Source organism: Parasphingomonas zepuensis (assembly GCF_036663735.1).
Taxonomy (GTDB): Bacteria; Pseudomonadota; Alphaproteobacteria; order Sphingomonadales; family Sphingomonadaceae; genus Sphingomonas.
In genome coordinates this window covers 52,975-77,803 of sequence record NZ_JAXOJO010000001.1, presented here as the reverse complement: position 1 = coordinate 77,803, position 24,829 = coordinate 52,975, and the positions used below count along the sequence as shown (strand labels likewise).

At 66.4% G+C, this 24,829-nt stretch carries 21 protein-coding genes; 12 read left to right on the top strand and 9 right to left on the bottom strand.

Going from position 1 to position 24,829, the window contains the following annotated elements; all coding sequences use genetic code 11:
- Positions 1-10 precede the first annotated feature (10 nt).
- The 6 genes from U1769_RS00365 (at position 11) to U1769_RS00340 (ending at position 7,156) form a co-directional block, all read left to right on the top strand.
- A complete protein-coding gene (locus tag U1769_RS00365) occupies positions 11-601 on the top strand; it encodes a histidine phosphatase family protein (RefSeq protein WP_332710701.1) in 591 nt (196 codons plus the stop codon).
- A gap of 43 nt (positions 602-644) precedes the next feature.
- Positions 645-1,184: a 3'-5' exoribonuclease domain-containing protein gene (locus U1769_RS00360; protein ID WP_332710699.1), complete on the top strand. Its 540-nt coding sequence runs from the start codon at positions 645-647 to the stop codon at positions 1,182-1,184.
- On the top strand, positions 1,181-3,322 hold the full coding sequence (gene scpA, locus U1769_RS00355; RefSeq protein WP_332710698.1) for a methylmalonyl-CoA mutase: 2,142 nt from the start codon (positions 1,181-1,183) through the stop codon (positions 3,320-3,322). Before U1769_RS00360 ends, scpA begins: the two co-directional genes overlap by 4 nt.
- 266 nt (positions 3,323-3,588) lie before the next feature.
- Positions 3,589-4,581, top strand: coding sequence for a biotin synthase BioB (gene bioB, locus U1769_RS00350; protein WP_332710696.1), 993 nt, complete (start codon positions 3,589-3,591; stop codon positions 4,579-4,581).
- Positions 4,572-4,928: a lysozyme inhibitor LprI family protein gene (locus U1769_RS00345; RefSeq protein ID WP_332710694.1), complete on the top strand. Its 357-nt coding sequence runs from the start codon at positions 4,572-4,574 to the stop codon at positions 4,926-4,928. Before bioB ends, U1769_RS00345 begins: the two co-directional genes overlap by 10 nt.
- Before the next feature lie 197 nt (positions 4,929-5,125).
- A complete protein-coding gene (locus tag U1769_RS00340; RefSeq protein ID WP_443030195.1) occupies positions 5,126-7,156 on the top strand; it encodes an ATP-binding protein in 2,031 nt (676 codons plus the stop codon).
- Positions 7,157-7,162: 6 nt separating this feature from the next.
- Here the strand turns inward: U1769_RS00340 and U1769_RS00335 are convergent, their stop codons facing one another.
- A complete protein-coding gene (locus U1769_RS00335; protein ID WP_332710690.1) occupies positions 7,163-7,630 on the bottom strand; it encodes a hypothetical protein in 468 nt (155 codons plus the stop codon).
- Positions 7,627-8,280 carry a hypothetical protein gene (locus U1769_RS00330; protein ID WP_332710688.1) on the bottom strand — a complete coding sequence of 218 codons (654 nt, stop codon included), beginning with the start codon at positions 8,278-8,280 and terminating at the stop codon, positions 7,627-7,629. The genes U1769_RS00335 and U1769_RS00330 overlap by 4 nt, the downstream gene beginning before the upstream one ends.
- Positions 8,281-8,333: 53 nt before the next feature.
- On the opposite strand from U1769_RS00330, the gene U1769_RS00325 reads away from it, so the two are divergent.
- The 4 genes from U1769_RS00325 to U1769_RS00310 are packed head-to-tail and all read left to right on the top strand — an operon-like array spanning position 8,334 to position 13,105.
- A complete protein-coding gene (locus tag U1769_RS00325) occupies positions 8,334-9,752 on the top strand; it encodes an efflux transporter outer membrane subunit (RefSeq protein ID WP_332713560.1) in 1,419 nt (472 codons plus the stop codon).
- Between the two features lie 2 nt (positions 9,753-9,754).
- Entirely contained in the window at positions 9,755-11,143 is a 1,389-nt protein-coding gene (locus U1769_RS00320) for an efflux RND transporter periplasmic adaptor subunit (protein ID WP_332710686.1), read from the top strand.
- Positions 11,067-11,897 (top strand): ABC transporter ATP-binding protein, encoded by an 831-nt coding sequence (locus tag U1769_RS00315; RefSeq protein WP_332710685.1) that lies wholly within the window; start codon positions 11,067-11,069, stop codon positions 11,895-11,897. Before U1769_RS00320 ends, U1769_RS00315 begins: the two co-directional genes overlap by 77 nt.
- Complete coding sequence (locus U1769_RS00310) at positions 11,897-13,105, top strand: ABC transporter permease (protein WP_332710683.1); 1,209 nt, start codon at positions 11,897-11,899, stop codon at positions 13,103-13,105. The genes U1769_RS00315 and U1769_RS00310 overlap by 1 nt, the downstream gene beginning before the upstream one ends.
- Positions 13,106-13,145: 40 nt before the next feature.
- On the opposite strand, the gene U1769_RS00305 is transcribed toward U1769_RS00310, so the two are convergent.
- The 7 genes from U1769_RS00305 to U1769_RS00275 form a co-directional block, all read right to left on the bottom strand.
- Positions 13,146-15,593, bottom strand: a complete 2,448-nt coding sequence (locus U1769_RS00305; protein ID WP_332710681.1) for a TonB-dependent receptor — start codon at positions 15,591-15,593, stop codon at positions 13,146-13,148.
- A 123-nt stretch (positions 15,594-15,716) separates the two neighbouring features.
- On the bottom strand, positions 15,717-16,298 hold the full coding sequence (locus tag U1769_RS00300; protein WP_332710679.1) for a nucleotidyltransferase family protein: 582 nt from the start codon (positions 16,296-16,298) through the stop codon (positions 15,717-15,719).
- Positions 16,295-17,230: an XdhC family protein gene (locus tag U1769_RS00295; protein ID WP_332710677.1), complete on the bottom strand. Its 936-nt coding sequence runs from the start codon at positions 17,228-17,230 to the stop codon at positions 16,295-16,297. The genes U1769_RS00300 and U1769_RS00295 overlap by 4 nt, the downstream gene beginning before the upstream one ends.
- A gap of 74 nt (positions 17,231-17,304) precedes the next feature.
- Entirely contained in the window at positions 17,305-19,509 is a 2,205-nt protein-coding gene (locus U1769_RS00290) for a molybdopterin cofactor-binding domain-containing protein (RefSeq protein ID WP_332710675.1), read from the bottom strand.
- 196 nt (positions 19,510-19,705) lie between these two features.
- Positions 19,706-21,928, bottom strand: a complete 2,223-nt coding sequence (locus U1769_RS00285) for a xanthine dehydrogenase family protein molybdopterin-binding subunit (RefSeq protein ID WP_332710674.1) — start codon at positions 21,926-21,928, stop codon at positions 19,706-19,708.
- Positions 21,928-22,893 carry an FAD binding domain-containing protein gene (locus U1769_RS00280; RefSeq protein ID WP_332710672.1) on the bottom strand — a complete coding sequence of 322 codons (966 nt, stop codon included), beginning with the start codon at positions 22,891-22,893 and terminating at the stop codon, positions 21,928-21,930. The genes U1769_RS00285 and U1769_RS00280 overlap by 1 nt, the downstream gene beginning before the upstream one ends.
- Entirely contained in the window at positions 22,890-23,411 is a 522-nt protein-coding gene (locus tag U1769_RS00275; RefSeq protein WP_332710671.1) for a 2Fe-2S iron-sulfur cluster-binding protein, read from the bottom strand. The genes U1769_RS00280 and U1769_RS00275 overlap by 4 nt, the downstream gene beginning before the upstream one ends.
- A 117-nt stretch (positions 23,412-23,528) precedes the next feature.
- On the opposite strand from U1769_RS00275, the gene U1769_RS00270 reads away from it, so the two are divergent.
- Positions 23,529-24,557 (top strand): glycerophosphodiester phosphodiesterase, encoded by a 1,029-nt coding sequence (locus tag U1769_RS00270; RefSeq protein WP_443030194.1) that lies wholly within the window; start codon positions 23,529-23,531, stop codon positions 24,555-24,557.
- Complete coding sequence (locus U1769_RS00265) at positions 24,554-24,826, top strand: hypothetical protein (protein ID WP_332710670.1); 273 nt, start codon at positions 24,554-24,556, stop codon at positions 24,824-24,826. The genes U1769_RS00270 and U1769_RS00265 overlap by 4 nt, the downstream gene beginning before the upstream one ends.
- Positions 24,827-24,829 lie beyond the last annotated feature (3 nt).

Here is a 24,829-nt window from a genome sequence, read left to right as displayed (position 1 = left end):
GCACAGGCCGATGGCGATCGCCTATTATCTCTCCCACCCGCAGGTCAGGGTCGATCCGGATGTGCCGGTGCCCGATTGGGGCTTGTCCGGGCCGGGGCGCGATCGGTTGCGCGCGCTTCAGGGCAGGCAATGGCTCGCCGGCATCGAGCGGATCGTGTCGAGCGATGAGCGCAAGGCAGTGCAGACGAGCGAGATCATCGCCGCGATGATCGACCGGCCGGTCGAGGTCGCGGCGGGCATGCACGAGAATGACCGCTCGGCGACCGGCTTCCTGCCGCCTGCGGAATTCGAGGCGACTGCCGATCGGTTCTTCGCTGAGCCGGACGATTCCATCCGCGGCTGGGAACGTGCAATTGATGCGCAGCAGCGGATCCTGGACGCGGTGCGCAGGGCGCTGGCGGATCGGCCGGAGACGACCCTGTTCGTCGGCCATGGCGGCGTCGGCACCCTGCTGAAATGTGCGATTGCGCGCGACGCGATCGATCGCCGCCACGATCAGGCCGCCGAGGGTGGCAATGCCGGTGGCGGCAATGTCCATGCGTTCACGACCGATCTTTCGGAATCGCTGTTCGGCTGGACGGCAATGGAAGAGCTTGCGTGATGCGCTGCAAATCCCGCCTCCGGGTCCTGCGGAGGGCACCGTCATGAAGGCGCATGTGGTCGTCGATTGCGAGTCTTCCGTGCCATGCCCCTGCCATGGCAGCATGATCTGCTTCGGCGCGTTCGTCGCTGAGCCGGATCTGGCGCGTGGCTGGCGGTCGGAGACGATTCACCCTTATTCGGACACGCATGTCGAGGCTGCCTATGCTTCGATTGGTATGACACACGACCGCCATCTTGCCGAGGCGACGCAGACCCTGGCCGACGCGATGCGATCGTTCGACGCCTGGCTGACGTCGCTCGGCGCTGACCGGGTCGTGTTCTGGTCGGATAATCCGGCGTTCGACTGGCAATGGATCAATCACGGCTTCGCAGCTGCCGGCATCGCGAATCCGTTCGGATTTTCGGCGCGGCGCATCGGCGATCTCTATGCCGGCCTTACCCGGAACTTCGGCAATACTCAGGGGTGGAAGAAGTTGCGCGAGACGGCGCACGATCACGATCCGCTGAACGATGCGAAGGGCAACGCGGAGGCGCTCGTCAGCATCCTTCGCCAGCATGATCAGTTGGACAAATTACGATGACCGATAATCCAACCCTGGACGCCTGGAGCGCCGCCGCCGCGAAGGAGGTGAAGGGCAAGGACCTGACCTGGCAGACGCCCGAGGGCATCGCGGTCAAGCCGCTCTACACCGCCGAGGACACGGCCGATATCGACCCGGGCCTGCCCGGCTTCGCGCCCTTCACGCGCGGCGTGCGGGCCTCGATGTATGCCGGGCGGCCCTGGACGATCCGGCAATATGCCGGCTTCTCGACCGCCGAGGCGTCCAACGCCTTTTACCGCCGCAACCTTGCCGCGGGGCAGAAGGGGCTGTCGGTCGCGTTCGATCTCGCCACGCACCGGGGATACGACAGCGATCATCCGCGCGTGACGGGCGATGTCGGCAAGGCGGGGGTCGCGATCGACACGATCGACGACATGAAGATCCTGTTCGACGGCATCCCGCTCGACAAGATGTCGGTGTCCATGACGATGAACGGCGCGGTCATCCCGATCCTCGCCTTCTTCATCGTCGCGGGCGAGGAGCAGGGCGTCCCTCAGGAGCAGCTGGACGGCACGATCCAGAACGACATCCTGAAGGAGTTCATGGTCCGGAACACCTATATCTATCCGCCCGAGCCCAGCATGCGGATCATCTCGGACATCATCGGCTACACCTCGCGCCACATGCCGAAGTTCAACTCGATCTCGATCTCCGGCTATCACATGCAGGAAGCCGGGGCGACGCAGCTTCAGGAGCTTGCCTTCACCATCGCCGACGGGCGCGAATATGCGAAAGCGGCGATGGCCTCGGGGCTCGATCTCGATGCCTTTGCCGGGCGGCTGAGCTTCTTCTTCGCGATAGGCATGAACTTCTTCATGGAGGTCGCGAAGCTGCGCGCGGCGCGGAAGCTGTGGCACCGGGTGATGACCGATCTCGGCGCGAAGGACGAGCGCTCCAAGATGCTGCGCACCCATTGCCAGACATCGGGCGTGTCGCTCACCGAGCAGGACCCGTACAACAACGTCATCCGCACCACGATCGAAGCGATGGCCGCGATGCTGGGCGGGACGCAGAGCCTGCACACCAACGCACTCGACGAAGCAATCGCGCTGCCCACCGATTTCTCCGCCCGGATCGCGCGCAACACGCAGATCGTGATCCAGGAAGAGACGGGCATGACCAATGTCGTCGATCCGCTCGGCGGCAGCTATTATATCGAGAGCCTGACTCAGGAACTGTACGACAAGGCCTGGGAGATCATCGAGCGGGTAGAGGCCGAAGGCGGCATGGCCAGGGCCGTTGCGGCGGGCTGGCCCAAGGCAATGATCGAGGAAGCCTCGGCCGGGCGCGCCGCGCGCGTCGACATGGGCGAGGACGTGATCGTCGGCGTCAACAAGTACAAGCTGGCCGAAGAGGATTGGATCGACATCCTCGACGTCGATAACGTTGCCGTCCGGGAATCGCAGATCGCGCGGATCAAAAAGTCCAAGGCGGGCCGCGACGAGACGAAGTGTCGCGCCGCGCTCGATGCCTTGCGCGATGGCGCCGCCGGCAACGAGAACGTGCTCGGTCTCGCCGTGGAATGCGCCCGCCAGCGCGCCACCCTCGGCGAGATCAGCCAGGCGATGGAGGATGTGTTCGGGCGCTACGGCACCAACCCCACGCCCGTCTCCGGCATTTACGGCGGCGCGCACGAGTTCGACCGGCGCTGGCTCGGCCTGCTCGACGGGGTCAGTTCGCTGACGCATCGCATGGGCCGCAAGCCGCGCCTGCTCGTCGCCAAGATGGGGCAGGACGGGCATGATCGCGGCGCGAACCTGGTCTCTTCCGCGTTCGGCGATCTCGGCTTCGATGTGGTGCCGGGGCCGTTGTTCCAGACGCCGAAGGAAGCCGCCGATCTCGCCATCGCGTCGGACGTCGACGTGGTCGGCGCCTCGTCGCTCGCTGCGGGACACAAGACGCTGATCCCCGAGCTGATCGGCCACCTTCGCGAGGCGGGCCGGGGCGACATCAAGGTCATCGCGGGCGGGGTTATCCCGGCGCAGGATTATCAGTATCTGCGCGACGCCGGCGTCCAGGGGATTTTCGGCCCCGGCACCAATCTGGTGAATGCCGCCGGCGATGTGTTGAAATTGCTGGGGCATAATCTGCCCCCGATCGAGGAAGCTGCTGAATGAGTGAAGGTATGACCTTGAGCCAACTAAGCCCCTCCCCTTCAGGAGTGGTTTCCGGCGATCGGGTCAATCATGCCCCCGGCATGATTGAGGGATTGCCGGGGGCAATCCCGACCCGATCGCCGGAAGCCACTGGGTTTGGGGTGGGGCCTATCCGTCTCACCGAGACAGCGGCGTATGAGGCACTGCCCCACCCCAACCCAGCATCGCCGTCCTTGGCCCTGTCCGGGGGACAGGGCTACGGCGATGCTCCTGAAGGGGAGGGGCTTTTGAGGAACGACTGGACCCGCCAGGAAATCGCAGCCCTTTTCGATCTCCCCTTCACCGACCTCGTCTTCCGCGCAGCCGAGGTCCACCGCGCGCACCACGCGGCGGGCGAAGTGCAGCTCTGCACCTTGCTGTCGATCAAGACCGGCGGCTGCCCGGAGGATTGCGGCTATTGCTCCCAGTCGGCTTCGGCCGATTCCGGGCTCAAGGCGGAAAAGCTGATGGAGGTGCAGGCCGTGCTGGCGGCCGCGGCCGAGGCCAAGGCTTCCGGCTCGCAGCGATTCTGCATGGGCGCCGCCTGGCGCAACCCCAAGGACCGCGACATGGGCGCCGTGATCGCGATGGTCGAGGGCGTGAAGGCGATGGGCCTTGAAACCTGCATGACGCTCGGCATGCTCGAGCCGCATCAGGCGCACCAGCTCGCCCGCGCGGGGCTCGATTATTACAACCACAATATCGATACCTCGCCCGAACATTATGGCGAGGTCATCACGACGCGGACCTTCCAGGACCGGCTCGATACGCTGGAACATGTGCGCGGCGCCGGCATCAATGTCTGTTCGGGCGGCATCGTCGGCATGGGCGAGACGCGCGCCGACCGGGTCGGCTTCGTCCACACGCTGGCGACTCTGCCGCGCCATCCGGAGAGCGTGCCGATCAATGCGCTGGTGCCGGTCAGGGGCACCGTGCTGGGCGACATGCTGGCCGACACCCCGCTGGCGAAGATCGACGATATCGAATTCGTGCGGACGGTCGCGGTCGCCCGCATCACCATGCCGCTGTCGATGGTCCGCCTCTCGGCCGGCCGCGAAAGCATGAGCGAGGCGACTCAGGCATTGTGCTTCATGGCTGGCGCCAATTCGATCTTCACCGGCGAAAAGCTGCTGACCACCGGCAATGCCGGCGGTGGCGCCGACGCGGCGTTGTTCGCCAAGCTCGGCCTCGTGCCGATGGAAGGCGAAGAACCGATGCGGAAGGAAAAGACATGTTGCTGACCCTCGCGCTGCTGATCGCAGCCCCGCAGACCCAGGCCCAGATGACTCAGTCTGCGGGCTCGGCCTACACCCGTGCCGACGCCGAGATGACGCGCGTCTGGAGGGCGACGCTTGCCTATATGAAAGGCCGCGACGCGCAGGACAGGTCGCGCGGCGGCGGCTTCGGCTACGCGGCGGCGCTGCTCGAAAGCCAGCGCGCCTGGCTCAAGTTCCGCGATACCGAATGCGTGATCGAGGGCGGCGAGTTCGCCGGTGGATCGATGCAGTCGATGACGATCGCCGGCTGCAAGACGCGGCTGACCTCCGCGCGCACGGCGCAGCTCAAGTCGCTGATGTGGCGGCGGTGATGGGCGGCTACCCTAAAATGATTCTATTCCCCTCCCGCTTGCGGGAGGGGGCAGGGGGTGGGCTCGCGCTCACCTCGAACTGTACCGTTTGCGAGAGGCCGGGCGCCCACCCCCAGCCCCTCCCGCACGCGGGAGGGGAGTAAGAAGTGTTCAAGAAAATCCTGGTCGCCAATCGCGGCGAGATCGCCTGCCGCGTCATGCGCACCGCCAAGAAGATGGGGATCGCCACCGTCGCGGTCTATTCGGACGCCGATGCCCGCGCGCCGCATGTGCTGATGGCTGACGAGGCCGTCCGCCTCGGGCCGGCACCCGCCAATGAGAGCTATCTCAAGGCCGAGCTGATCCTGCTCGCCGCGAAGGAAACCGGCGCCGACTGCATCCATCCGGGCTATGGCTTCCTCTCCGAGCGCGAAAGTTTCGCGCGGGCCTGCGCCGAGGCCGGCATCGCGTTCGTCGGCCCGCCGCCAAACGCCATCGCGGCGATGGGCGACAAGATCGAATCCAAGAAGCTGGCCAAGGCGGCGGGCGTCAATGTCGTGCCCGGCTTCCTCGGCGAGATCGACGATACCGAGCATGCCGTGCGCATCGCATCGGACATCGGCTATCCCGTGATGATGAAGGCTTCGGCCGGCGGCGGCGGCAAGGGCATGCGGCTTGCCTATGGCGAGCAGGACGTGCGCGAAGGCTTCGAGGCGACCAAGCGCGAGGGGCTCGCCAGCTTCGGCGACGACCGCGTCTTCATCGAGAAGTTCATCGAGAGCCCGCGCCATATCGAAATCCAGGTGATGGGCGATCAGCACGGCAACATCGTCTATCTCGGCGAGCGCGAATGCTCGATCCAGCGCCGCCACCAGAAAGTCGTCGAGGAGTCGCCGTCGCCCTTCGTCACGCCGGAGATGCGCAAGGCGATGGGCGAGCAGGCCGTCGCGCTGGCGGCCGCGGTCGGCTACTTCAGCGCGGGCACGGTCGAGCTGATCGTCTCGGGTGCCGACACCTCGGGCAAGGGTTTCTACTTCCTCGAGATGAACACCCGGCTCCAGGTCGAGCATCCCGTCACTGAATGTATCACCGGGCTCGATCTGGTCGAGCTGATGATCCGCGTCGCGGCGGGCGAGCCACTCGGTTTCACGCAGGACGACGTAACGCTCACTGGCTGGGCGATCGAGAACCGCGTCTATGCCGAGGATCCCTACCGCGGCTTCCTGCCGTCGATCGGGCGGCTGGTGCGGTATAACCCTCCTGCAAGTACCGAGACACCCTATCTTCCGTTCGCTTCGAGCGACGTCGAGAAGCAGGCGGCAGGAGCAGGTTTCTCGACTTCGCTCGAAACGAACGGTGAGGGGGTCGAAGCCTATGTCCGCGTCGATGACGGCGTGCGCGAGGGCGGCGAAGTCTCGATGTTCTACGATCCGATGATCGCAAAGCTGATCACCTGGGCGCCCACGCGCGAAGAGGCGATCGACACGCAGATTGCTGCGCTCGACGCGTTCGAGATCGAGGGGCCGGGCAACAATCTCGATTTCGTCTCGGCGCTGATGCAGCACCCGCGCTTCCGCGAAGGCGCGCTGACCACTGGCTTCATCGCCGAGGAATATCCCGATGGTTTCCACGGCGCCCCGGCGTCGCCCGAACTTATCCGCAACCTCGCCGCCATCGCCGCCTTTGCCGCGACCGCCGAGGCGGATCGAGCGCGCCGCGTCGACGGCCAGCTCGGCAGGCGCCTGCAGCCGCCGTCGGACTGGGTGGTGCGGATCGATGTTGCCGATCATGTGGTGGCGATCTCGACCGATGGCATCACCGTCGACGGCGAGGAGCTGGAGATCGCGCTGGAATATACGCCGGGCGACCGCGTGATCGAGGCCGAGATCGGCGATGAACTGCTGATCGTGAAGATCGCCCGCGTATCCGCCGGCTTCCGCCTGACCACCCGCGGCGCCGCGCACCGCGCGCGCGTCCTGCCGGCGCATGTCGCGCCCTTTGCGCGGCATCTGATCGAGAAGATCCCGCCCGATCTCTCGAAATTCCTGCTCGCGCCGATGCCGGGCCTGCTGATGCGCCTCGACGTCGCGGCCGGTGACAAGGTCGAGGCCGGCCAGCCGCTCGCGGTAGTCGAGGCAATGAAGATGGAGAATATCCTGCGCGCCGAAAAGACCGGGCGCGTAAAGACGATCAACGCCGCGCCCGGTGACAGCCTCGCAGTGGACGCCGTAATTCTGGAGATGGAATAGCGGAGCTTAAGGTGCAGGGATGTCCATTGGCCTGAGCTTGCCCTTGTCTTTGTAGCTCTCAAACTCGCTGGCGTTGGAAGGCGATAGATTGGGGGTGCTCGCCATCATTCCGATCGCGATCTCGCACTTCACAAAATAGGTTTCACCGGGTTCGATCTCAAGATTGATGTCGTCCTTCGCCAGGTTTTTCGCCCAATAGTGATGGATACCCGGTTCCGCCAGATGGACGAAATAGCGATTGCTCGTAAGCTTGGAGAGCCGGATCTCGCTTGAAGCCTGGCCCTCGCGCACCGTGCAACCGGGGCCTAAGCCGCCGGGCCGCCAGAAGATGATCTGGCCTTTGTCCGCTGGTGCCGGATCGAACATTCCGGCGATCCGGGGCGCCTGCTGTGAGGCGCCATCGCCGGCCGCCATTTGCGCCGCAGCGGGGACGCCCAGGATCAGCATCGGGATCGCGAGCATGCCAAGGTTCATTTGCGGGTCTCCAGTTGTCCGGCGGCATGTGCCGGTACGATGAAATCGGTAGCGACCTTCGCAACCGCGATGGCACCGGCGGGAATATCCACGTTGTGCGCTATCGCAATGGGGCCCACCGTGCTGAACACGGTGCCGGAGGCGCCGGATCGGTCGATACGAAAGCCGCGCAAGGGTAGGTGCGCGTTGCCCAGGTCAAGATACCGCGCTGCGACGATCAACTCGCCCGGCCTGTTCGTCATGAAGCGCACATGCGAGGCATGGATGACTTCTCCAGTGCCGAGTGTTCCCACCGGCACGATCGTCGTTCCGTCGACCACGATAGGGGCCGCCAATCGGATGGCGAAATGATCCCCTATCTTCGCCGTTCGGGATTTCACTTCCTCGGTAATCTCGATTTGGACCGGTGTGCCGGCGGGGATCATCCGCCCGGCCTCGGCAGCTGACGGAATCGAGATATTCGCGGTCGGTACCTCACTTGTCGCGGGTTGTTTCTGCAACAGAGCAAACATCGCCAATACCGCAATGATCATAATCGCCCGCCCACATGCAATATCCTTTTGCCGGCCTCGCAAAATCGTCGAACCAACGCGCAATAGCACATGGTCGATAAGCATGAATTTTGCAGGCGTGACCAGCCTAAGCGACAAATTGCGACAATATTTCGGTGGACCCAAACCGGCTCGCTAGCCATTTGAGCCGTATGTTTCGCAACCGCATCTTTTTGCTGCTCACCGTCGCCCTGCCGCTTCAGGCCTGCATGGTGGGGCCGGATTATGCGCCGCCCGCGCCCGGCAAGCTTGGCGTGCCGGGCGGCTATTCGACGCCGGCACCGGCGGGCGCGCCGGCCGATATTTCCACATGGTGGACCAGCTTCAATGATCCGCTGCTGATCTCGATCGTCGATCGGGCGCGCAGCGGGAACCTGGATATCGCCCAGGCCGTGGCACGGCTGCGTCAGGCGCGCGAATCGCTGGTCCAGTCGCGCGCGCAACGTTTGCCGAGCGTATCGGGCTCGGGCGGCTATAACCGCAGCCTGTTCGACACTGTCGGGGACCGCGACAATTTCTCGGTCGGCGCGGACGTCTCCTACCAGGCCGATCTGTTCGGCGGCATCGGCCGCGGCATCGAGGCCTCGCGCGGCAGCTATCAGGCGAGCGGCTATGATCTCGCCACGGTGCAGACCTCGATCGCGGCCGAGGCGGCGCGCAACTACATCCTCGCGCGCCAGGCCCAGGCGAACCTCGCCATCGCGCGCAACTCGCTGGTCATCCAGGACGACAATCTCGAGATCAGCGGCTTCCGCGTGCAGGCCGGGCTGGTCTCCTCGCTCGATGTCGAGCAGTCGCGTGCCCAGCGCGCGCAGACGGCGGCGACCATCCCCTCGCTCGAGCAAAGCTACCAGTCGGCGGTCAACCGGCTCGGCGTGCTGACCGGGCAGGCGCCCGGCGCGCTCAAGGCCGAGCTGGCGGCGACCGCGCCGATCCCGACGGGCCCCGCAACGCTCGCGGTCGGCATTCCCGCCGACGCGCTGCGCCAGCGCCCCGACGTGCGCGCGGCCGAACGCCGGCTCGCCGCCGCCACCGCGCAGATCGGCGTGGCCGAAGCGCAGCTTTATCCGGCGCTCGGCATCACCGGGAATATCGGCACGGCGGCCGCGTCGATCGGCAACCTCACCAGCATCATCACCGGCGGCCTGTTCGCCGGCCTCAGCCAGCTGATCTTCGATGGCGGGCGTACGCGCTCACAGGTACGCTCGCAGGAGGCGGCGGCCGAGGGAGCGTTTGCCGCCTATAAGCAGACCGTGCTGACCGCGCTCGAGGATGTCGAGAACGCGCTCACCGCGCTTCAGGCGGCCAAGGACCGCCAGGCGCAGTTCGCCATCGCGTTCGACGCCGCGAACAACAGCGCGATCCTGTCGCGCAGCCAGTATCGCGCGGGCCTGACCGACATCACGACGCTCAACAACAACGAGACTTCCCTGCTGTCCGCACGGAACGGTCTTTCCAACGCCCGGGCCGATCAGGCCCAGGCACTCGTCCAGCTCTATCTCGCCCTTGGCGGCGGCTGGGACAGCACCACCATACCCGCGGCCCCAGCGGCCCAGATTCCCCAGGAATGATCATGGCCGATCCGACCAGCAGCAATATCGACGACTTTCTCGGGGTTAAGCCCGCCCCCGCGTGGCAGCGTTATGTCAAATGGGTGCTCGTCGGCATCGGCGTGATCCTGCTCCTCCTGCTCGCGCGGAGCTGGTTCGCCGGCCCGGCCAAGGGCGAATACGCCACTGAGCAGGTCGCGCGGGGATCGCTGTCCGTTACCGTCTCGGCGACCGGCAAGCTCGCCCCGATCAACCAGATCGAGGTCGGTTCGGAACTGTCCGGCCTGGTCACCAAGGTGGTCGTCGACGTCAACGACCGCGTCGTTGCGGGGCAGCCGCTTGCCCTGGTCGATCCGTCGCGTTTCCAGGATACGGTCAATCAGAGCAAGGCGGCGCTCGATGCCGCGGTGGCGACGGTTGGCCAGAACCAGGCGACAGTATCCTATTCCAACGCCCAGCTGGCCCGCCTTCAGGAGGTCAGCCGCCTGTCGGGCGGCCGCGTTCCCGCCAAGACGGAGATGGAACAGGCCATCGCCGACCGTGACCGCGCGGTTGCCAATCTGCGCGCGGCTCAGGCCAACGCCGTCTCGGCGCGCGCCGCCTTGTCCTCGAACACGACTCAGCTGACCAGGACCGTGATCCGCTCACCGGTCAACGGCGTGGTCCTCGCCCGCCAGATCGAGCCGGGCCAGACCGTCGCCGCGTCGTTCAACACGCCGACCCTGTTCGTCATCGCGCAGGATCTGTCGACGATGAAGCTCGAGGTCGCGATCGACGAGGCCGATGTCGGCGAGGTCAAGCAGGGGCAGAATGCGACGTTCACCGTCGATGCCTTCCCCGGCAAGACTTTCCCTGCGGCGATCACCCGGGTCGATCTCGGTTCGAACCTGAGCGCCCAGTCGAGCACCACGACGACCACTACCACGGCGCAGGTCGTCTCCTATGCCGCCACGCTCAGCGTCGCCAATGCCGATCAGCAATTGCGCCCCGGCATGACGGCAACCGCCGATATCGTCACCAACGCGCGCAACAATGTTCTGCTCGTCCCCAATGCGGCACTGCGCTTCAAGCCGACCGAGACCACGCCGAGCGCATCCGCCAGCGGTGGAATCGCCGGTGCGCTCGTCCCGCGCGGCGGACGCCGCGGGGGTGGGGGCGCGGCGCGCACCGCGACCATCGGCACGGGCGCGAAGCAGACCGTCTATGTGAAGGGCGCCGACGGTGAGCCCCGCCCGGTCGAGATCACCACCGGCGTGACCAATGGCAGCATGACTGAAGTGATCGGCGGCGGATTGAAGGCCGGCGATGTCGTGATCACCGGCCAGCTTACCGGCAATGGTGCGGCGAGCGGCGGCCAGCGCCGGCGCTCGGGTGCGGGCGGTGCAGCGGGCGGCCAGCGCAGTGGCCAGTGATGCAACCGCCACGATCGCGAATGGACAGCGCACACCGCACGGTGCGGGCCCGCTGATCCAGCTCCGCGGCGTCACCAAGGTTTACGGCGAGGGCGCGACCGCGTTCAAGGCACTGAAGGGCGTCGACCTCGATATCGAGCAGGGCGATTTCGTCGCGGTGATGGGCGCGTCCGGCTCGGGCAAGTCGACCACGATGAACATCCTGGGCTGCCTAGACGTGCCGACCTCCGGCACCTTCCTGTTCCGCGGCCATCATGTCGAGACGCTCGGCCGCGATCAGCGCGCGCTGCTGCGCCGCCGCTATCTCGGCTTCGTCTTCCAGGGCTTCAACCTGCTCGCCCGCACCACCGCCCTGGAAAATGTCGAGCTGCCTTTGCTGTATCGCGGCGATCCCAAGAAGCAGCGCTACGACGCGGCCATGGCGGCGCTCGAAAAGGTCGGGCTCGATAAATGGTGGGACCACACGCCCGCAGAGCTCTCGGGCGGCCAGCAGCAGCGCGTTGCGATCGCCCGCGCGATCGTCACGTCGCCCGATGTGCTGCTCGCCGACGAGCCCACCGGCAACCTCGATTCGGAGCGTTCGGTCGAAATCATGGAATTGCTCAGCGGCCTCAACCGCGATGCCGGAATCACCGTGCTGATGGTCACCCACGAACCGGACATGGCCGCCTTCGCGCGCACCATCGTCCATTTCAAGGACGGGCTGGTCGAACGCATCGATCGCCAGCACCATGAAGGGGAGAAGGTGTCGTAATGCTCGGCACGACCTTCCTCCTCGCGATCCGCTCGATCCTGCGGCACAAGCTGCGCTCGTTCCTGACGACGCTCGGCATCATCATCGGCGTCGGCGCGGTCGTCACCATGGTCACGCTCGGCCAGGCGACCACCGCCGCCGTGCAGAAACAGATCTCCGCGCTCGGCACCAACGTGCTGCAGGTCCGGCCCGGCCAGGGCTTCGGCCGTGGCGGCGGCGGACCGCGTCCGCCCGATTTCAAGCCGGAGGACGTCACTGCGATCAAGGATCAGATCGCCGGCGTCACCGCGGTCGCGCCCCAGGCGCAATCGACCGCCACCGCGATCTATGAGGGTGCCAACTGGTCGACCACGATCAACGGCACCACCACCGGTTATTTCGACGTCCAGCCATGGCCGCTCACCGCCGGCCGCGTCTTCACGCCGGCCGAGGAACAGGCCGGCAAGGCCGTGTGCATCATCGGCAGCACGGTCAGCCAGAATCTCTATCGCGGCGGCCGTGCGGTTGACACGCGGATGCGCATCGGCGGCATCTCCTGCGACGTGATCGGCGTGCTCTCGACGCGCGGCCAGGCCGGCTTCGGCGGCGATCAGGACGATATCGTGATCATGCCGATCAAGGCAGTGCAGCGCCGCTTCACTGGCAGCCGCGACGTGCGGCTGATCCTGGTCGGCGTCAACGAGGCCTATTCGACCGCGACCGTCCAGGCCGGGATCGAGGATCTGCTGCGCGAGCGCCGCAACATCTCCGGCAGCAAGACCGACGATTTCAACATCTTCGATACCAAGCAGATTTCCGACACGCTGACCGGTACGACCACCCTGCTGACCAGCATCGTCACCGCGGTGGCAGCGATCTCGCTGCTGGTCGGCGGCATCGGGATCATGAACATCATGCTCGTCTCGGTGACGGAGCGGACGCGCGAGATCGGCATCCGCCTCGCCATCGGCGCGGTCGCGCGCGAGGTGCTGCTGCAGTTCCTGGTGGAAGCGGTCGCCTTGTCCTGCCTCGGCGGGCTGATCGGCCTGATCGTCGCACAGGTCGCGATCCTCGCGCTGGCGCCGCTGATGCAGGTCAGCTGGATCTTCGTGCCGCAGATCAACGTCGTCGCCTTCGGCATCTCGGCGGTGATCGGCGTGGTATTCGGCTATTTCCCGGCGCGCCGGGCGGCATCGCTCAACCCGATCGACGCGCTCCGCCACGAATGAGAAATCCTCCCCATGCCGTGCATGGGGAGGATCATGAAGCTCAGAAGCTGGCGCCGAGCGTGATGCCATAGGTGCGCGGGTCGCCGACATTGCCGGCGATCAGGCCGGTATTGCCCGGGGTCGTCGCCAGGATCTCGTAATAATCCTTGTCGAAGACGTTGCGGACCCAGCCGAAGATGTTGAAGCTGTCGGTCCGGAAGCCGATGCGGGCGTTCGCCAGGGTGTAGCCGTCGATGTCGGTATAGATCGAGCGCGAGGCGTTCGACGAGAATTTCGACCGCGAGTTCGCATCCACGCCGAGATAGGCCTTGCCGTCTGCGCCGAAGATCTGGACCGGCACATTATATTCGCCGCCATAGGAGAAGGCGACCTTCGAGATGCCCGGCAGCCACTGGCCGGAAATGTCGCACACCGTCGGGCTGTTGGTGCCCGGTGCGCCCGGCGCGCCGATCACCGCGCCGCTGCCGCCGCCCGAAAGCTCGGGCGGGCAGGGGGCGTTCTTGAAGTCGACATATTCATGGTCGGTGTACGCGCCGTTCACGTAGAGATTGAGACGGTCGGACGGTCGGATCGAGAAATCGGCCTCCACGCCGCGCACGCGCACCTTGCCGGCATTGGCGAGGTACCCGCGCAGGGTCGAGGTTGAGCTGTTGTTGACGACAGCCTGATAGTCCTTGATCTCGGTCCAGAAGGCGCTGACGTTGAACGTCGCCTTGCGATCCCAGAACTGCGATTTCAGCCCAAGCTCGAAGTGATCGACCTTTTCGGGGTCGACCTGGGCCAGCTGAGTCTGGACGACACCGTTCACCACCGGAACGCCGTTGAGGTTGAGGCCGCCCGATTTGAACGTATGGGCATAGGTGCCATACACCAGCACGTCGCGCGTCGGCTTGTAGGACAAGGTCAGATCATAAGTGAGGTTCCACGCGCGATAGGTTTCGTCCGTGAAGGACTGCGGCTGGATCGCGTCGCGCTGCGCTGCCTGGCGGGCGGTGCCGCCGCTATAGGGCACCAGATTGCCCTGCGCGTCGCGCACGATGCTGACATAGGAACCGACCTTGTCGTCGTAATTGACGCGCGCGCCCGGCGACACCGTGAACTTGTCCGTCACATCCCAGTTGAGCTTGCCGAACACCGCGCCGCTGAAGTTCTTCAGGCGGATATCGTTGTTCGCGGTCAGGCCGTCGAGCACGGTCGGGTCGTTCGCCAGAAGCGGGGTGTTCGGATTGATCAGCCAGCGGCTGGCCGCCGGGCCCTGCCGCTGCACGCCGGTCGTGTGGATGTCCTGGTAGAAGGCGAAGGCGCCGACGACATAATCGAAGCCGTTGCCCTTGCCGGCATAGCGGAGTTCCTGGGTGTACTGGTTCTGCTTGGTCGGGTTCTGCGACAGGGTGGTGATCGGCAAGCCGGTGAAATCGCGGTCATTGGCCGGGCCCCAATCCCAGAAGCGCCATGCAGTGACCGAGGTGAGCGTGCCCGAGCCGAGGTCGAGTTCGCCGCGCAGCGATGCGCCGCCCAGCACGTTCAGCGCGTTCAGATCCGCATCGACGTCGGTCAGCCGGTCGAACGCGTTACGGCTTGGCACGACATAATTCTGCGCGGCGGACAGCTGATCATATTGCCGGCTGGCGGGGCGCTGGGTCGAGCCGACCCGCACGAAGATCTGCGCGCAGCATTCCGGATCCTGGCGGTTGTAATCGCCCGACAGGGTGAAGCGGAGATTGTCGGCGGCGTTCCACAGCAGGGCGCCGCGGATGCCGATATTGTCCTGTTCGTTGACGTAATTGCCGGTCGCCACGTTGAAGATGGTGCCGCGGCGGCTGGTCGCCGAAATGCCGATGCGGGCGGCGACGGTGTCGCTGAGCGGGCCCGAGATCGATGCCTTGGCCTGCTTGAAGGCGAGGTTACCGATCGAGACCTCGGCGCGGCCCTCGAGCGAGAAGCTCGGCGCCTTGGACGTGATGTTGATCGCGCCGGCGACGGTGTTCTTGCCGTACAGCGTGCCCTGCGGTCCGCGCAGCGTTTCGATCTGCTGGACGTCGAGGAAGTCGAGCGTCGCGACCGCGACGCGGCTGAAATAGACCTGGTCGATATAGACGCCGACGCCCTGGTCGATGCCGTCATTGGTCAGGCCGAGCGGCGCGCCGAGGCCGCGGATGTTGACGGCGGAATTGCGCGGGTTGGTCGAATAGAATTGCAGCGTCGGCTGAAGCTGCTGGAGGCGCTGCATGTTGAAGCTGCCGGTGCTGTCCAGCTCCTTCACGCCGACGACGGAAATAGGGATCGGCACGTCCTGCACAGCTTCCTGCCGGCGGCGCGCCGTGACGACGATGTCGGAAGCTGCCGACGTACGCTGGACGTCCTGCGGGGTCCGCTCGACTTCACCGGGGGTTACCTGCGGGGTTTTGGCTGCCACCGCCGGCGTTTCCGTGATCGCACCGGAAGCGGTGCTGGCAAGCAGCATGAGCGTGATCGAGCTTAAAGACATGAGGCCCCCTTTGGTCCGATTGTTTTAATCCCCATCATACTGATAGGAATGATCGGGATTGGCCACAAAGTGAATCTTGGGGAAGTCGAAGCCCGGATTTCCCAGTCGCGACGCGCTGTGACGCTACGGCCGCACCAGGCTCCGCAACCGCTGCAGGTCCTCTGGCGTATCGATGTCGATCAGTTCGGCCGGCGATGTCACGACGTGCCTGCCCGCGCGTACCAGGTCGCGCGCGCCGGCATCGCCCTCTAGCGTCAGCAGCGAATCGAACCGCCCCGCCGCGAAGATGGCGGGCGGGCAGGGGTTCACCCCATCGCTCGACGCGACCACCGCATCGTGCGAATCCGCTGCGTCGAGCAGGCGATAGACATGCGCCGCCGTCACCCGCGGCATGTCGGCCAGGGCGATCAGCACGGCCTCGGCGCCATCGCTCTTCGCGCATTCCACGCCGAGCTTCACGGAGCGGGACATGCCGATCATCGGCTCGTCATTATGGATAACGCGGTAGCCGCGGCTGCCGAAATCCAGGTCGGTGCCGTTCTTCACCACCAGGCGGGACTGGAACGGAACGTCCTCGAACGCCGTCACGACGTGCATCGCGAGCGGATGGCCGAGGAATTCCTGCTCCAGCTTGTCGATATCGCCGAACCGCTCGGATCGGCCGGCCGCGAGCAGGATGAGCATGGTCTTCTCGACGCTGATCATGCCGGCTTGCCGTCCCGCTGGTTGAACGCACCCACCATCGCCGCGGCGATCGACAGCGCGATCTCGGCCGGGCCGATCGCGCCGATGTCGAGCCCGACGGGCGCGTCGATCCGGTCGAGCTCGGCTGCGCCAACCCCCTGCGCCGCGAGCCGTTCCCGCCGCGCGGCATGGCTGCGCCGCGATCCCAGGGCGCCGACATAGGCGGTCGGCGCGGCGAGCGCCGCCAGCAGCGCCGGATCGTCGATCTTGGTATCGTGGCTCAGCGTCACCACCGCGGTCGAAGGCCCGGGCACATAAGCGGCGACGGCTTCGTCGGGCCAGCGGTCGTCGAGCGTCACGCCGGGGAAACGCTCCTCGGTCAGGAAGCGGGCGCGCGGATCGATCACCACCGTATCGATGCCGAGTTCCCGCGCCAGGCCGGCCAGCGCCTGCGCGATCTGCACCGCGCCGACGATCAGCAGCCGGCGCGGGGGGTCATAGCGGTTGAGAAAGGCCGATCCGGTCTCGAGCGGCCGTGCGTCGCTGTGCCCGGTCGCCAGGTCCGTCGCGATGGTGAGCGCCTTGCCCGCGTCGCGCGCTTCGGCGATGCGGTCGAACAATTCCGGATCGAAGCCCTCTGCCGATACCGGCTGCACCATCACCGCGATCTCGCCGCCACAGGGCAGGCCGACTTCCCAGGCCGCCGCGTCCGCCACGCCGTAATTCTTCACCTGGAACGGCGCGCCCGCAATCACCTCGGCAGCGGTGGCGAGGATGTCGCTCTCCACGCATCCACCCGAGACGGATCCCTCGAACCGGCCATCGGCATTGACCAGCATATGGCTGCCGCGCGGCCGCGGCGCCGATCCCCAGGTCGATACCACCGTGGCGATCGCCATCGGTGCGCCCTTCCAGGCGGCGGCTGCGGCAAGGACTGTGTCGTTATCGGCCATTGGATATCCCGGATCCGTTGACGTCGGGCGACGTCACGGTTGTTGAGCAGCGCACGCAGGGTAGATGGGGCGCTTCATACCGGCGGCAACCCCGCCAGCAGCTTGTCCAGCGTCATCGGGAATTCCCGCACGCGCACGCCGCACGCATTGTAGATCGCGTTGGTCACTGCGGCGCCCGCGCCGGAGATGGTCAGCTCGCCCAGCCCCTTGGCCCCGATCGGGTTGGCGTGCCGGTCGATATCCTCGATAAAATGCACGTCGAGATGCGGCACATCGGCATGCACCGGCACATGATATTCGCCGAGATCATGGTTCACGAACTGGCCGTGGCGCTGGTCGATCTCGGCGCCTTCCATCAGCGCATAGCCGATGCCCCAGATCATCCCGCCGATCGCCTGGCTCCGCGCGGTGCGGGCGTTGAGGATGCGCCCCGCCTCGAACACGCCGAGCATCCGCCGTACCCGCACCATGCCGGTCACTGCGTTGACGGCCACCTCGGCGAACTGCGCGCCGTGCGCTGCCTGGCTGAAAGACCGCGCATTCTTGCCCTGGCTGATCTTGCCCGTCGCAATCAGCGGCGCGTCGCCGACCAGCGCGTCGAGTCCGACGCGGCGATTGCCGGCAATGGCGTGGCCGTCCTTCAGCGTCATGTTCTCCGGGCTGGTTTCCATCCGCTTCGCCAGCTCGGCGACGATATCCTCGCAGGCGAGAGCAACCGAGGATCCGGCGCTGGCCGCGCCGAACGATCCGCCCGATCCCGCGCCGGCCGGGTAATTGGTGTCGCCCAGCCGCACGTCCACGCAGTGGACCGGCAGCCCAAGCGACTCGCCCGCGATCTGGGCGAGGATGGTGTATGTGCCGGTGCCGATATCGGTCATGTCGGTCTCGACCGTGGCGCGGCCGTCAGTGCCGAGTGTCACCCGCGCTTCGGAATCGACCAGCAGGTTGATCCGCACTGCCGCGGCCATGCCCATGCCGATCAGCCATTCGCCCTCGCGCACCGATCCGGGCGTCGCCTGGCGCCTTGCCCAGCCAAAGCGCCGCGCGCCTTCGTCGAGACATTCGACCAGCCGCCGGGTCGAAAAGGGCGCGCCCGTCGTCGGATCGACCTGAGGATCATTCAGCTTGCGGAAGTCGACCGGGTCGCGGCCAAGCTGCTCGGCCATTTCGTCCATCGCCGTTTCCAGCGCGAGCATGCCGACGGCTTCGCCCGGCGCGCGGACCGCGCCCGCCATGACCATGTCGAGCGTCACCACCTTGTGGCTGATCTTGCGCACCGGCGCGGCGTAGAGCGAGATCGTGCCGAGCGCGACCGGCTCCATGAAGCCGCCGTCGGGGCCCTGGCTCACCACGCTGTCATGCCCGATCGCGGTCAGCTTGCCATCGGCATCCGCGGCGAGGCGGATGCGCTGATGCGTATCGGTGCGGCGATAGACATTGTGGAACAGCTGCGACCGGCTCATCGCAATCTTCACCGGGCGGCCGATCCGCTGCGCGGCGATCGCGGCCATCACTGCCTCCGGCCCAAGCATCTTCCCGCCGAAGCCGCCGCCGATATAGGGCGAGACGATCCGGACGTTCGCGGGATCGATGCCGATCGCCCCGGCGAGGATCTTCTTCGAAGCGTTCAGGATCTGCAGGCTCGAATAGAGCGTCAGCTTCTCGCCCTCCCACACCGCGATCGACGCGTGCGGCTCCATCGCGGCATGGACCTGGTTCGGCGTGGCATAGACCTGGTCGATGCTGGCGGCGGCCTCGGCCATCGCCACATCGATATCGCCCATCGCCATGTCCTGCAGGCGCGAATCCTTGGGCGGGCCGCTCGCCTCGGCGACATGCGCCTGCGTATCGAAGCGCCCGTCTTCCGGCTCGATGCTGACTCGCACCGTGCGCGCGGCATCGCGTGCCGCCTCGAAGCTGGTGGCGATCGCCGCGCCGATCACCTGGTCCCAGTGGTCGATCGCGTCATTGCCGTTCGCTGCCGGCGCGAAGGCCGCCGCCTGTCGCGGGATGCGCTGGTCGTCGACGATGATGTCGATCACGCCGGGCAGGGCACGCGCCGCGGCGATGTCGAACCCGGTCACCTTGCCCTTCGCGGCCGGGGCGGTGATCAGGAAGCCGTAAGCGACATTCTCGATCTGGTGCTCGTAACCATAGGTCGCCGTGCCCGTCACCTTGAGCAGACCCTCGACGCGCTCCACGCCCCTGCCCAGCACGTCCTGCACCCCGCGATCGAGCGCGAGGCCGGGATGATCGGCGTCCATCTTGTAATCGGTCATGGTTTGCCTCCGGGCGCTACGGGCCCGTCTCGATAGGTGCCTCGAACACTTGCCCTTCCCCGGCGAAGGCCGGGGTCCAGGTACGGAACGGTTGCGACAGCGCGGTGCGCGTTGTTGCTTCTGTCCCCCGACTGGACCCCGGCCTTCGCCGGGGAAGCAGGTTTTGGCGGGACGAGGGCGCCGATACGTACGGAAGTCATAGATCCGGCAATCCCGCCAGCAGCTTGTCCAGCGTGATCGGAAAGTCCCGCACGCGCACGCCGCAGGCATTGTAGATCGCATTGGCCACCGCCGCGCCCGCGCCGCAGATGCCGAGCTCGCCGATGCCCTTGGCGTGGAGCGGGTTGGCGTGCACGTCGCGCTCCGGCAGGAACGTCACGTCGATATGCGGCACATCGGCATGGGCGGGCACGTGATATTCCCCAAGATCGCGGTTCACGACCTTGCCGTTGCGCGGATCGTGGATCAGGTCCTCGGTCAGCGCCGCGCCGATGCCGAAGATCATGCCGCCGATCGCCTGGCTCCTCGCGGTGCGCGCATTGAGGATGCGCCCCGCCGCGAACACGCCCAGCATCCGCCGCACGCGCACTTCGCCGGTGATCGCGTTCACGCCGACCTCGCAGAAATGCGCCCCATAGGCTGCCTGGCGGGTGTCCTTCGCCTGCCTGCCCGGGGCGATCTCGCCGGTCGCCGTCAGCCCGTCGCCGGCCAGCGTGCCGATCGCGACGCTGCGATTGTCGGCGATGGCGAACCCGTCCTTCAGGGTCAGCGCGTCCTCCGGGCAGCCCATCGCCTCGGCCAGCAGCACACGCAGCTTCTCGCAGGCGAGATAGACGGAGGACCCGCTCGAGGTCGCGCCGTACGATCCGCCCGATCCCGCGGCCGGCGGAAAGTCGCTGTCGCCCAGCCGCACGTCGACCCGGTCGATCGGCAGACCCAGCAGCTCGCCCGCGATCTGCCCCAGGATGGTGTAGCTGCCGGTGCCGATATCGGTCATGTCGGTCTCGACGATCGCCGTGCCCGCCGGCGTGATCGCCACACGGGCGATCGATGGCCGCAACAGGTTGCTGCGCGCCGCCGCGGCCACGCCGAGCCCGATCAGCCATTCGCCCTCGCGCCGGTTGCCCGGTGTCGCATCGCGCCGGTCCCAGCCGAACTGCGCTGCGCCCTCGTCGAGGCAGCGCGTCAGCTGCCGCGTGGAAAAAGGCACGCCGCTTTCCGGATCGACGGCCGGATCGTTGCGCTTGCGCAGTTCCACCGGGTCGATGCCGACGGCTTCGGCCAGTTCGTCCATCGCGCTTTCGAGCGCCAGCATCCCGCTGCCTTCGCCCGGCGCGCGCATCGATCCGGCCAGCAATTGATCGAGCCGGACTACATCGTGGGTAATGTGCCGGTTCTCGCCGCCATACAGGAAATGCGTCGCGACCCCGGCCGGCTCGAAATAGGGTTCGCCCGGCAGGTTGCTGCACAAGGTCTCATGGCCGATCGCCGTCAGCACGCCCTGCTCGTCGGCGCCAAGCCGCAGGCGCTGCTCGGTGTTGGAACGGCGAATGGTCGTCTCGAACACCTGTGGCCGGGTCATCACCACCTTTACCGGGCGCCCGACCTGCTTCGCGGCAAGCGCGGCCGCGACGGTCTCTGGTGCGATGCCCAGCTTCGATCCGAATCCGCCGCCGACATAGCGCGCGACAAGCCGCACCTTGTCCGGCTTCACCCCAAGCGCGTCGGCCAGCTGCAGGCGGTTATGCGCAACCACCTGATAGGAGCCGTGCAGGGTCAGCTGGTCGCCTTCCCAGGCGGCGATCGACGCGTGCGGCTCCATTGCCGCGCTGCTCTGGCTCGGCGTGGTCCATATCCGGTCGACCGTGAAGCGCGCCTTCAGCATCGCCGAATCGACATCGCCTTGGGTGCTGTGCGCCGGGACCAGCCGGTCGGCCGGCCGGTCGGCCTCGGCGCGATGCTGCCTGAAATCGAACCGGCCCGCGACTGGCTCATGCTCGACGCGCACGGCGGCGGCGGCATCGCGGGCCTGCTCGAAGCTTTCGGCGACGACGATCGCCACGATCTCCCCGGCATAGCGCACGTCGCGCACGCCCTGGGTGGGCGCCTTGGGCGTGCCGGCCTGCTGTGGGTTGCGCAGGAAGGTGTTGAGGTCGCTGACCACGTCGATCACGCCCGGCATCGCTTTCGCGACCGACGCATCGATCGCCGTCACCGTCCCGCGCGCGAACCGCGCACCGATCAGCACGCCATAGACCAGGCCGGGAAAATCATACTCGGCCGAATAGGGCGCGCTGCCCGAAACCTTGAGCCGCCCCTCGGTCCGTTCGATCGGCGCGCCGATCAGGCCTTGCGCGCCGGTGTCGAGCAGGCTCGCCGGAACCGGCTGGTCCATGGTCAGGGCATCGCGCCCGGGCATCACTCGGTCAGGTCGCGCAGGCACGCGATCAGCGTGCGGCGGGTAAGGGGGATCTTGAAGTCGTTCGATCCGTAACCCCTTGCGTCCGCCAGCAGCGCATCCGCCGCAGCTTCGAAGGCAGCGGTCGAGGGCGCCTGGCCGATCAAAGCTGCCTCGACTGCCGGGTCGCGCCACGGCATCGGCCCGAGCCCGCCGAACGCCAGCGCGGCCGACGCGATCTTGCCGTCCTCGACCGAGACGATCCCGGCGACCGAGACGAGCGCAAAGGCGTAGGATGCCCGGTCGCGCACCTTGCGGTACACTTGCTTGCCTTCCGGCGGCGGCGGCAGCTCTACATGCGTGATCAGCTCGCCCGGATGCAGCACCGTCTCGATCTGCGGCGTGTCGCCGGGCAGGCGATAAAAGTCGCCGATCGCGATCCGCCGCCGGTCGCCGTCCGGCGTCAGCGTCACGATCGTCGCGTCGAGCGCCCGCATCGCCACCGCCATATCGCTCGGATGAGTCGCGATGCACTGCTCGCTCGTGCCGAGGATCGCGAGGATGCGGTTGAACCCGCCCTGCGCCGAGCAGCCCGAACCGGGCTCGCGCTTGTTGCACGGCATGGCGGTATCGTAGAAATAATAGCAGCGCGTCCGCTGCAGCAGATTGCCGCCGGTCGACGCCTTGTTGCGCAATTGGCCGGATGCCCCCGCCAGAAGCGCGCGGCTGAGCACCGGATAGCCCGCGATCACGCGCGGGTCGGCGGCGAGATCGCTGTTCGGCACCAGCGCGCCGATCGTCAGCCCGCCATCGGGACGCACCTCGATCTCGGCGAGATCGAGCCGGCTGATGTCCACCAACCGGTCCGGCGTCTCGATCTGCAGCTTCATTAGGTCGAGCAGGTTGGTGCCGCCGGCAATGAACCGGCCGCCGGCCGCGACGGCGGCCTCGGGCGACTCCGCCCGCGAATACGCGAAAGTCTTCATGCGCCGGCCACCTCGCGATTGGCGGGTTCGAGTCCTGCCACTTCGGCAATGGCGTCGACGATATTGGGATAGGCCGAACAGCGGCAGAGATTGCCACTCATCCGTTCCGATATCTCCGTCTCGCTCAGCGCCACATCGTCGAGCGACACGCTGACATGGCTCGGCCAGCCCTTCGCCACTTCGTCGAGCATGCCGACCGCCGAACAGATCTGCCCCGGCGTGCAGTAACCGCACTGGAATCCGTCATGCTTCACGAACGCCGCCTGCATCGGGTGCAGCGCGTCGGCGCTGCCCAGTCCTTCGATCGTTATAATGTCATCATCCTGGTGCATCACCGCCAGCGTGAGACACGAATTGATCCGCCGGCCGTTCACCAGCACGGTGCACGCACCGCACTGGCCATGGTCGCAGCCCTTCTTGGTGCCTGTCAGGGCGAGATGCTCGCGGAGCAGATCGAGCAGGGAAGCGCGGATATCCGGCTCGGCTTCGCGCTGCTGGCCGTTGATCGTGAACTGCATGGAATCGCCCCTTCTGGCTTGGTGGGGTAACGCGTCGGGTAAGGATGGTTTCCGGGAATGGATAGCATAGTGAAACTTTTTCGTCTGTCGTTACGATCGCGAAATATCGTCGCCAGCCTGCTCGTGCTGGCGCCCGCCGGCGCGATCGGGCAGACCGCGCCGGTGACCCCGCTTTCGCCCCCTATCGTGATCGCGCACCGCGGCGTCAGCGGGCTGCGCCCCGAACATACCATCGCTGCCTATCGGCTCGCGATCGAACAGGGCGCCGATTTCATCGAACCCGATCTGGTGCCGACCAAGGACGGCGTGCTGGTCGCGCGGCACGAGAACGACATCACCGACACGACGGACGTCGCGAAGCATCCCGAATTCGCCGGCCGCAAGACGACCAAGGTGATCGACGGCGAGAAGCACACCGGCTGGTTCACCGAGGACTTCACCCTCGTCGAGCTGAAGACGCTGCGCGCGAAGGAGCGGCTGCCGATGCTCCGCCCCGACAATGCGCAATATGACGGCCAGTTCGAAATCCCGACCTTTCTCGAGATCATCGCGCTGGCGAAACAATATTCGGTCGGCGGGCGCACTGTCGGCGTCTATCCCGAGACCAAGCATCCGAGCTATTTCGCCTCGATCGGCCTGCCGACGAACGAAAAGCTCGTCGAACAGCTGAACGCCGCCGGCTGGAAGGATGCGAGCGCCCCGGTGTTCATCCAGTCGTTCGAGGTCAACAATCTCAAGGCGCTGCATAAGCTTACCGGCATCCGCCTGATCCAGCTGATGGATGCGTCCGGCGCGCCCGCCGATGGTGCCGCGTCCAGCTATGCCGAGATGGCCACGCCCGCCGGGCTGAAGGCGATTGCGGCCTATGCGTACGGCATCGGTCCAAGCAAGGACATGATCATCAAGGGCGATGCGCCGCCCTCCACTCTGGTCGCGGATGCCCATGCCGCTGGCCTGCGCGTCCATCCCTGGACTTTCCGCGCAGAGAATTTCTTCCTGCCCGCGTCGTTGCGCACGGGCATCAATCCGCGCGGTCATGGCCGTCTTTCGGACGATATTCGGCGTTATCTCGATCTTGGCATCGATGGCTTCTTCACCGATTTCACCGCTATCGGCGTCGAAGCGCGGGATGCCCGGGCCAAGTGAAAGAAACGATCATGCGCAAGTTCCTGTTGCCGGCGATGCTGCTCCTCCCCCTGCTCGCCGGGGGCTGCGTGCGCACCGTCGCCAGCGTCGTGACCGCCCCGGTCAAGATCGTAAGCCAGGGTGCCGACTGGGCGACCACCAGCCAGGACGAAGCCGATCGCAACGCCGGTCGCAAGCAACGCAAGGCTGACGAGAAGCGCGCCAGGGAAGACCGCAAGGCCCGCCGCGAAGAAGAGCGCGACCGCGATCGCGAGCGGGACCGGGACTAACGA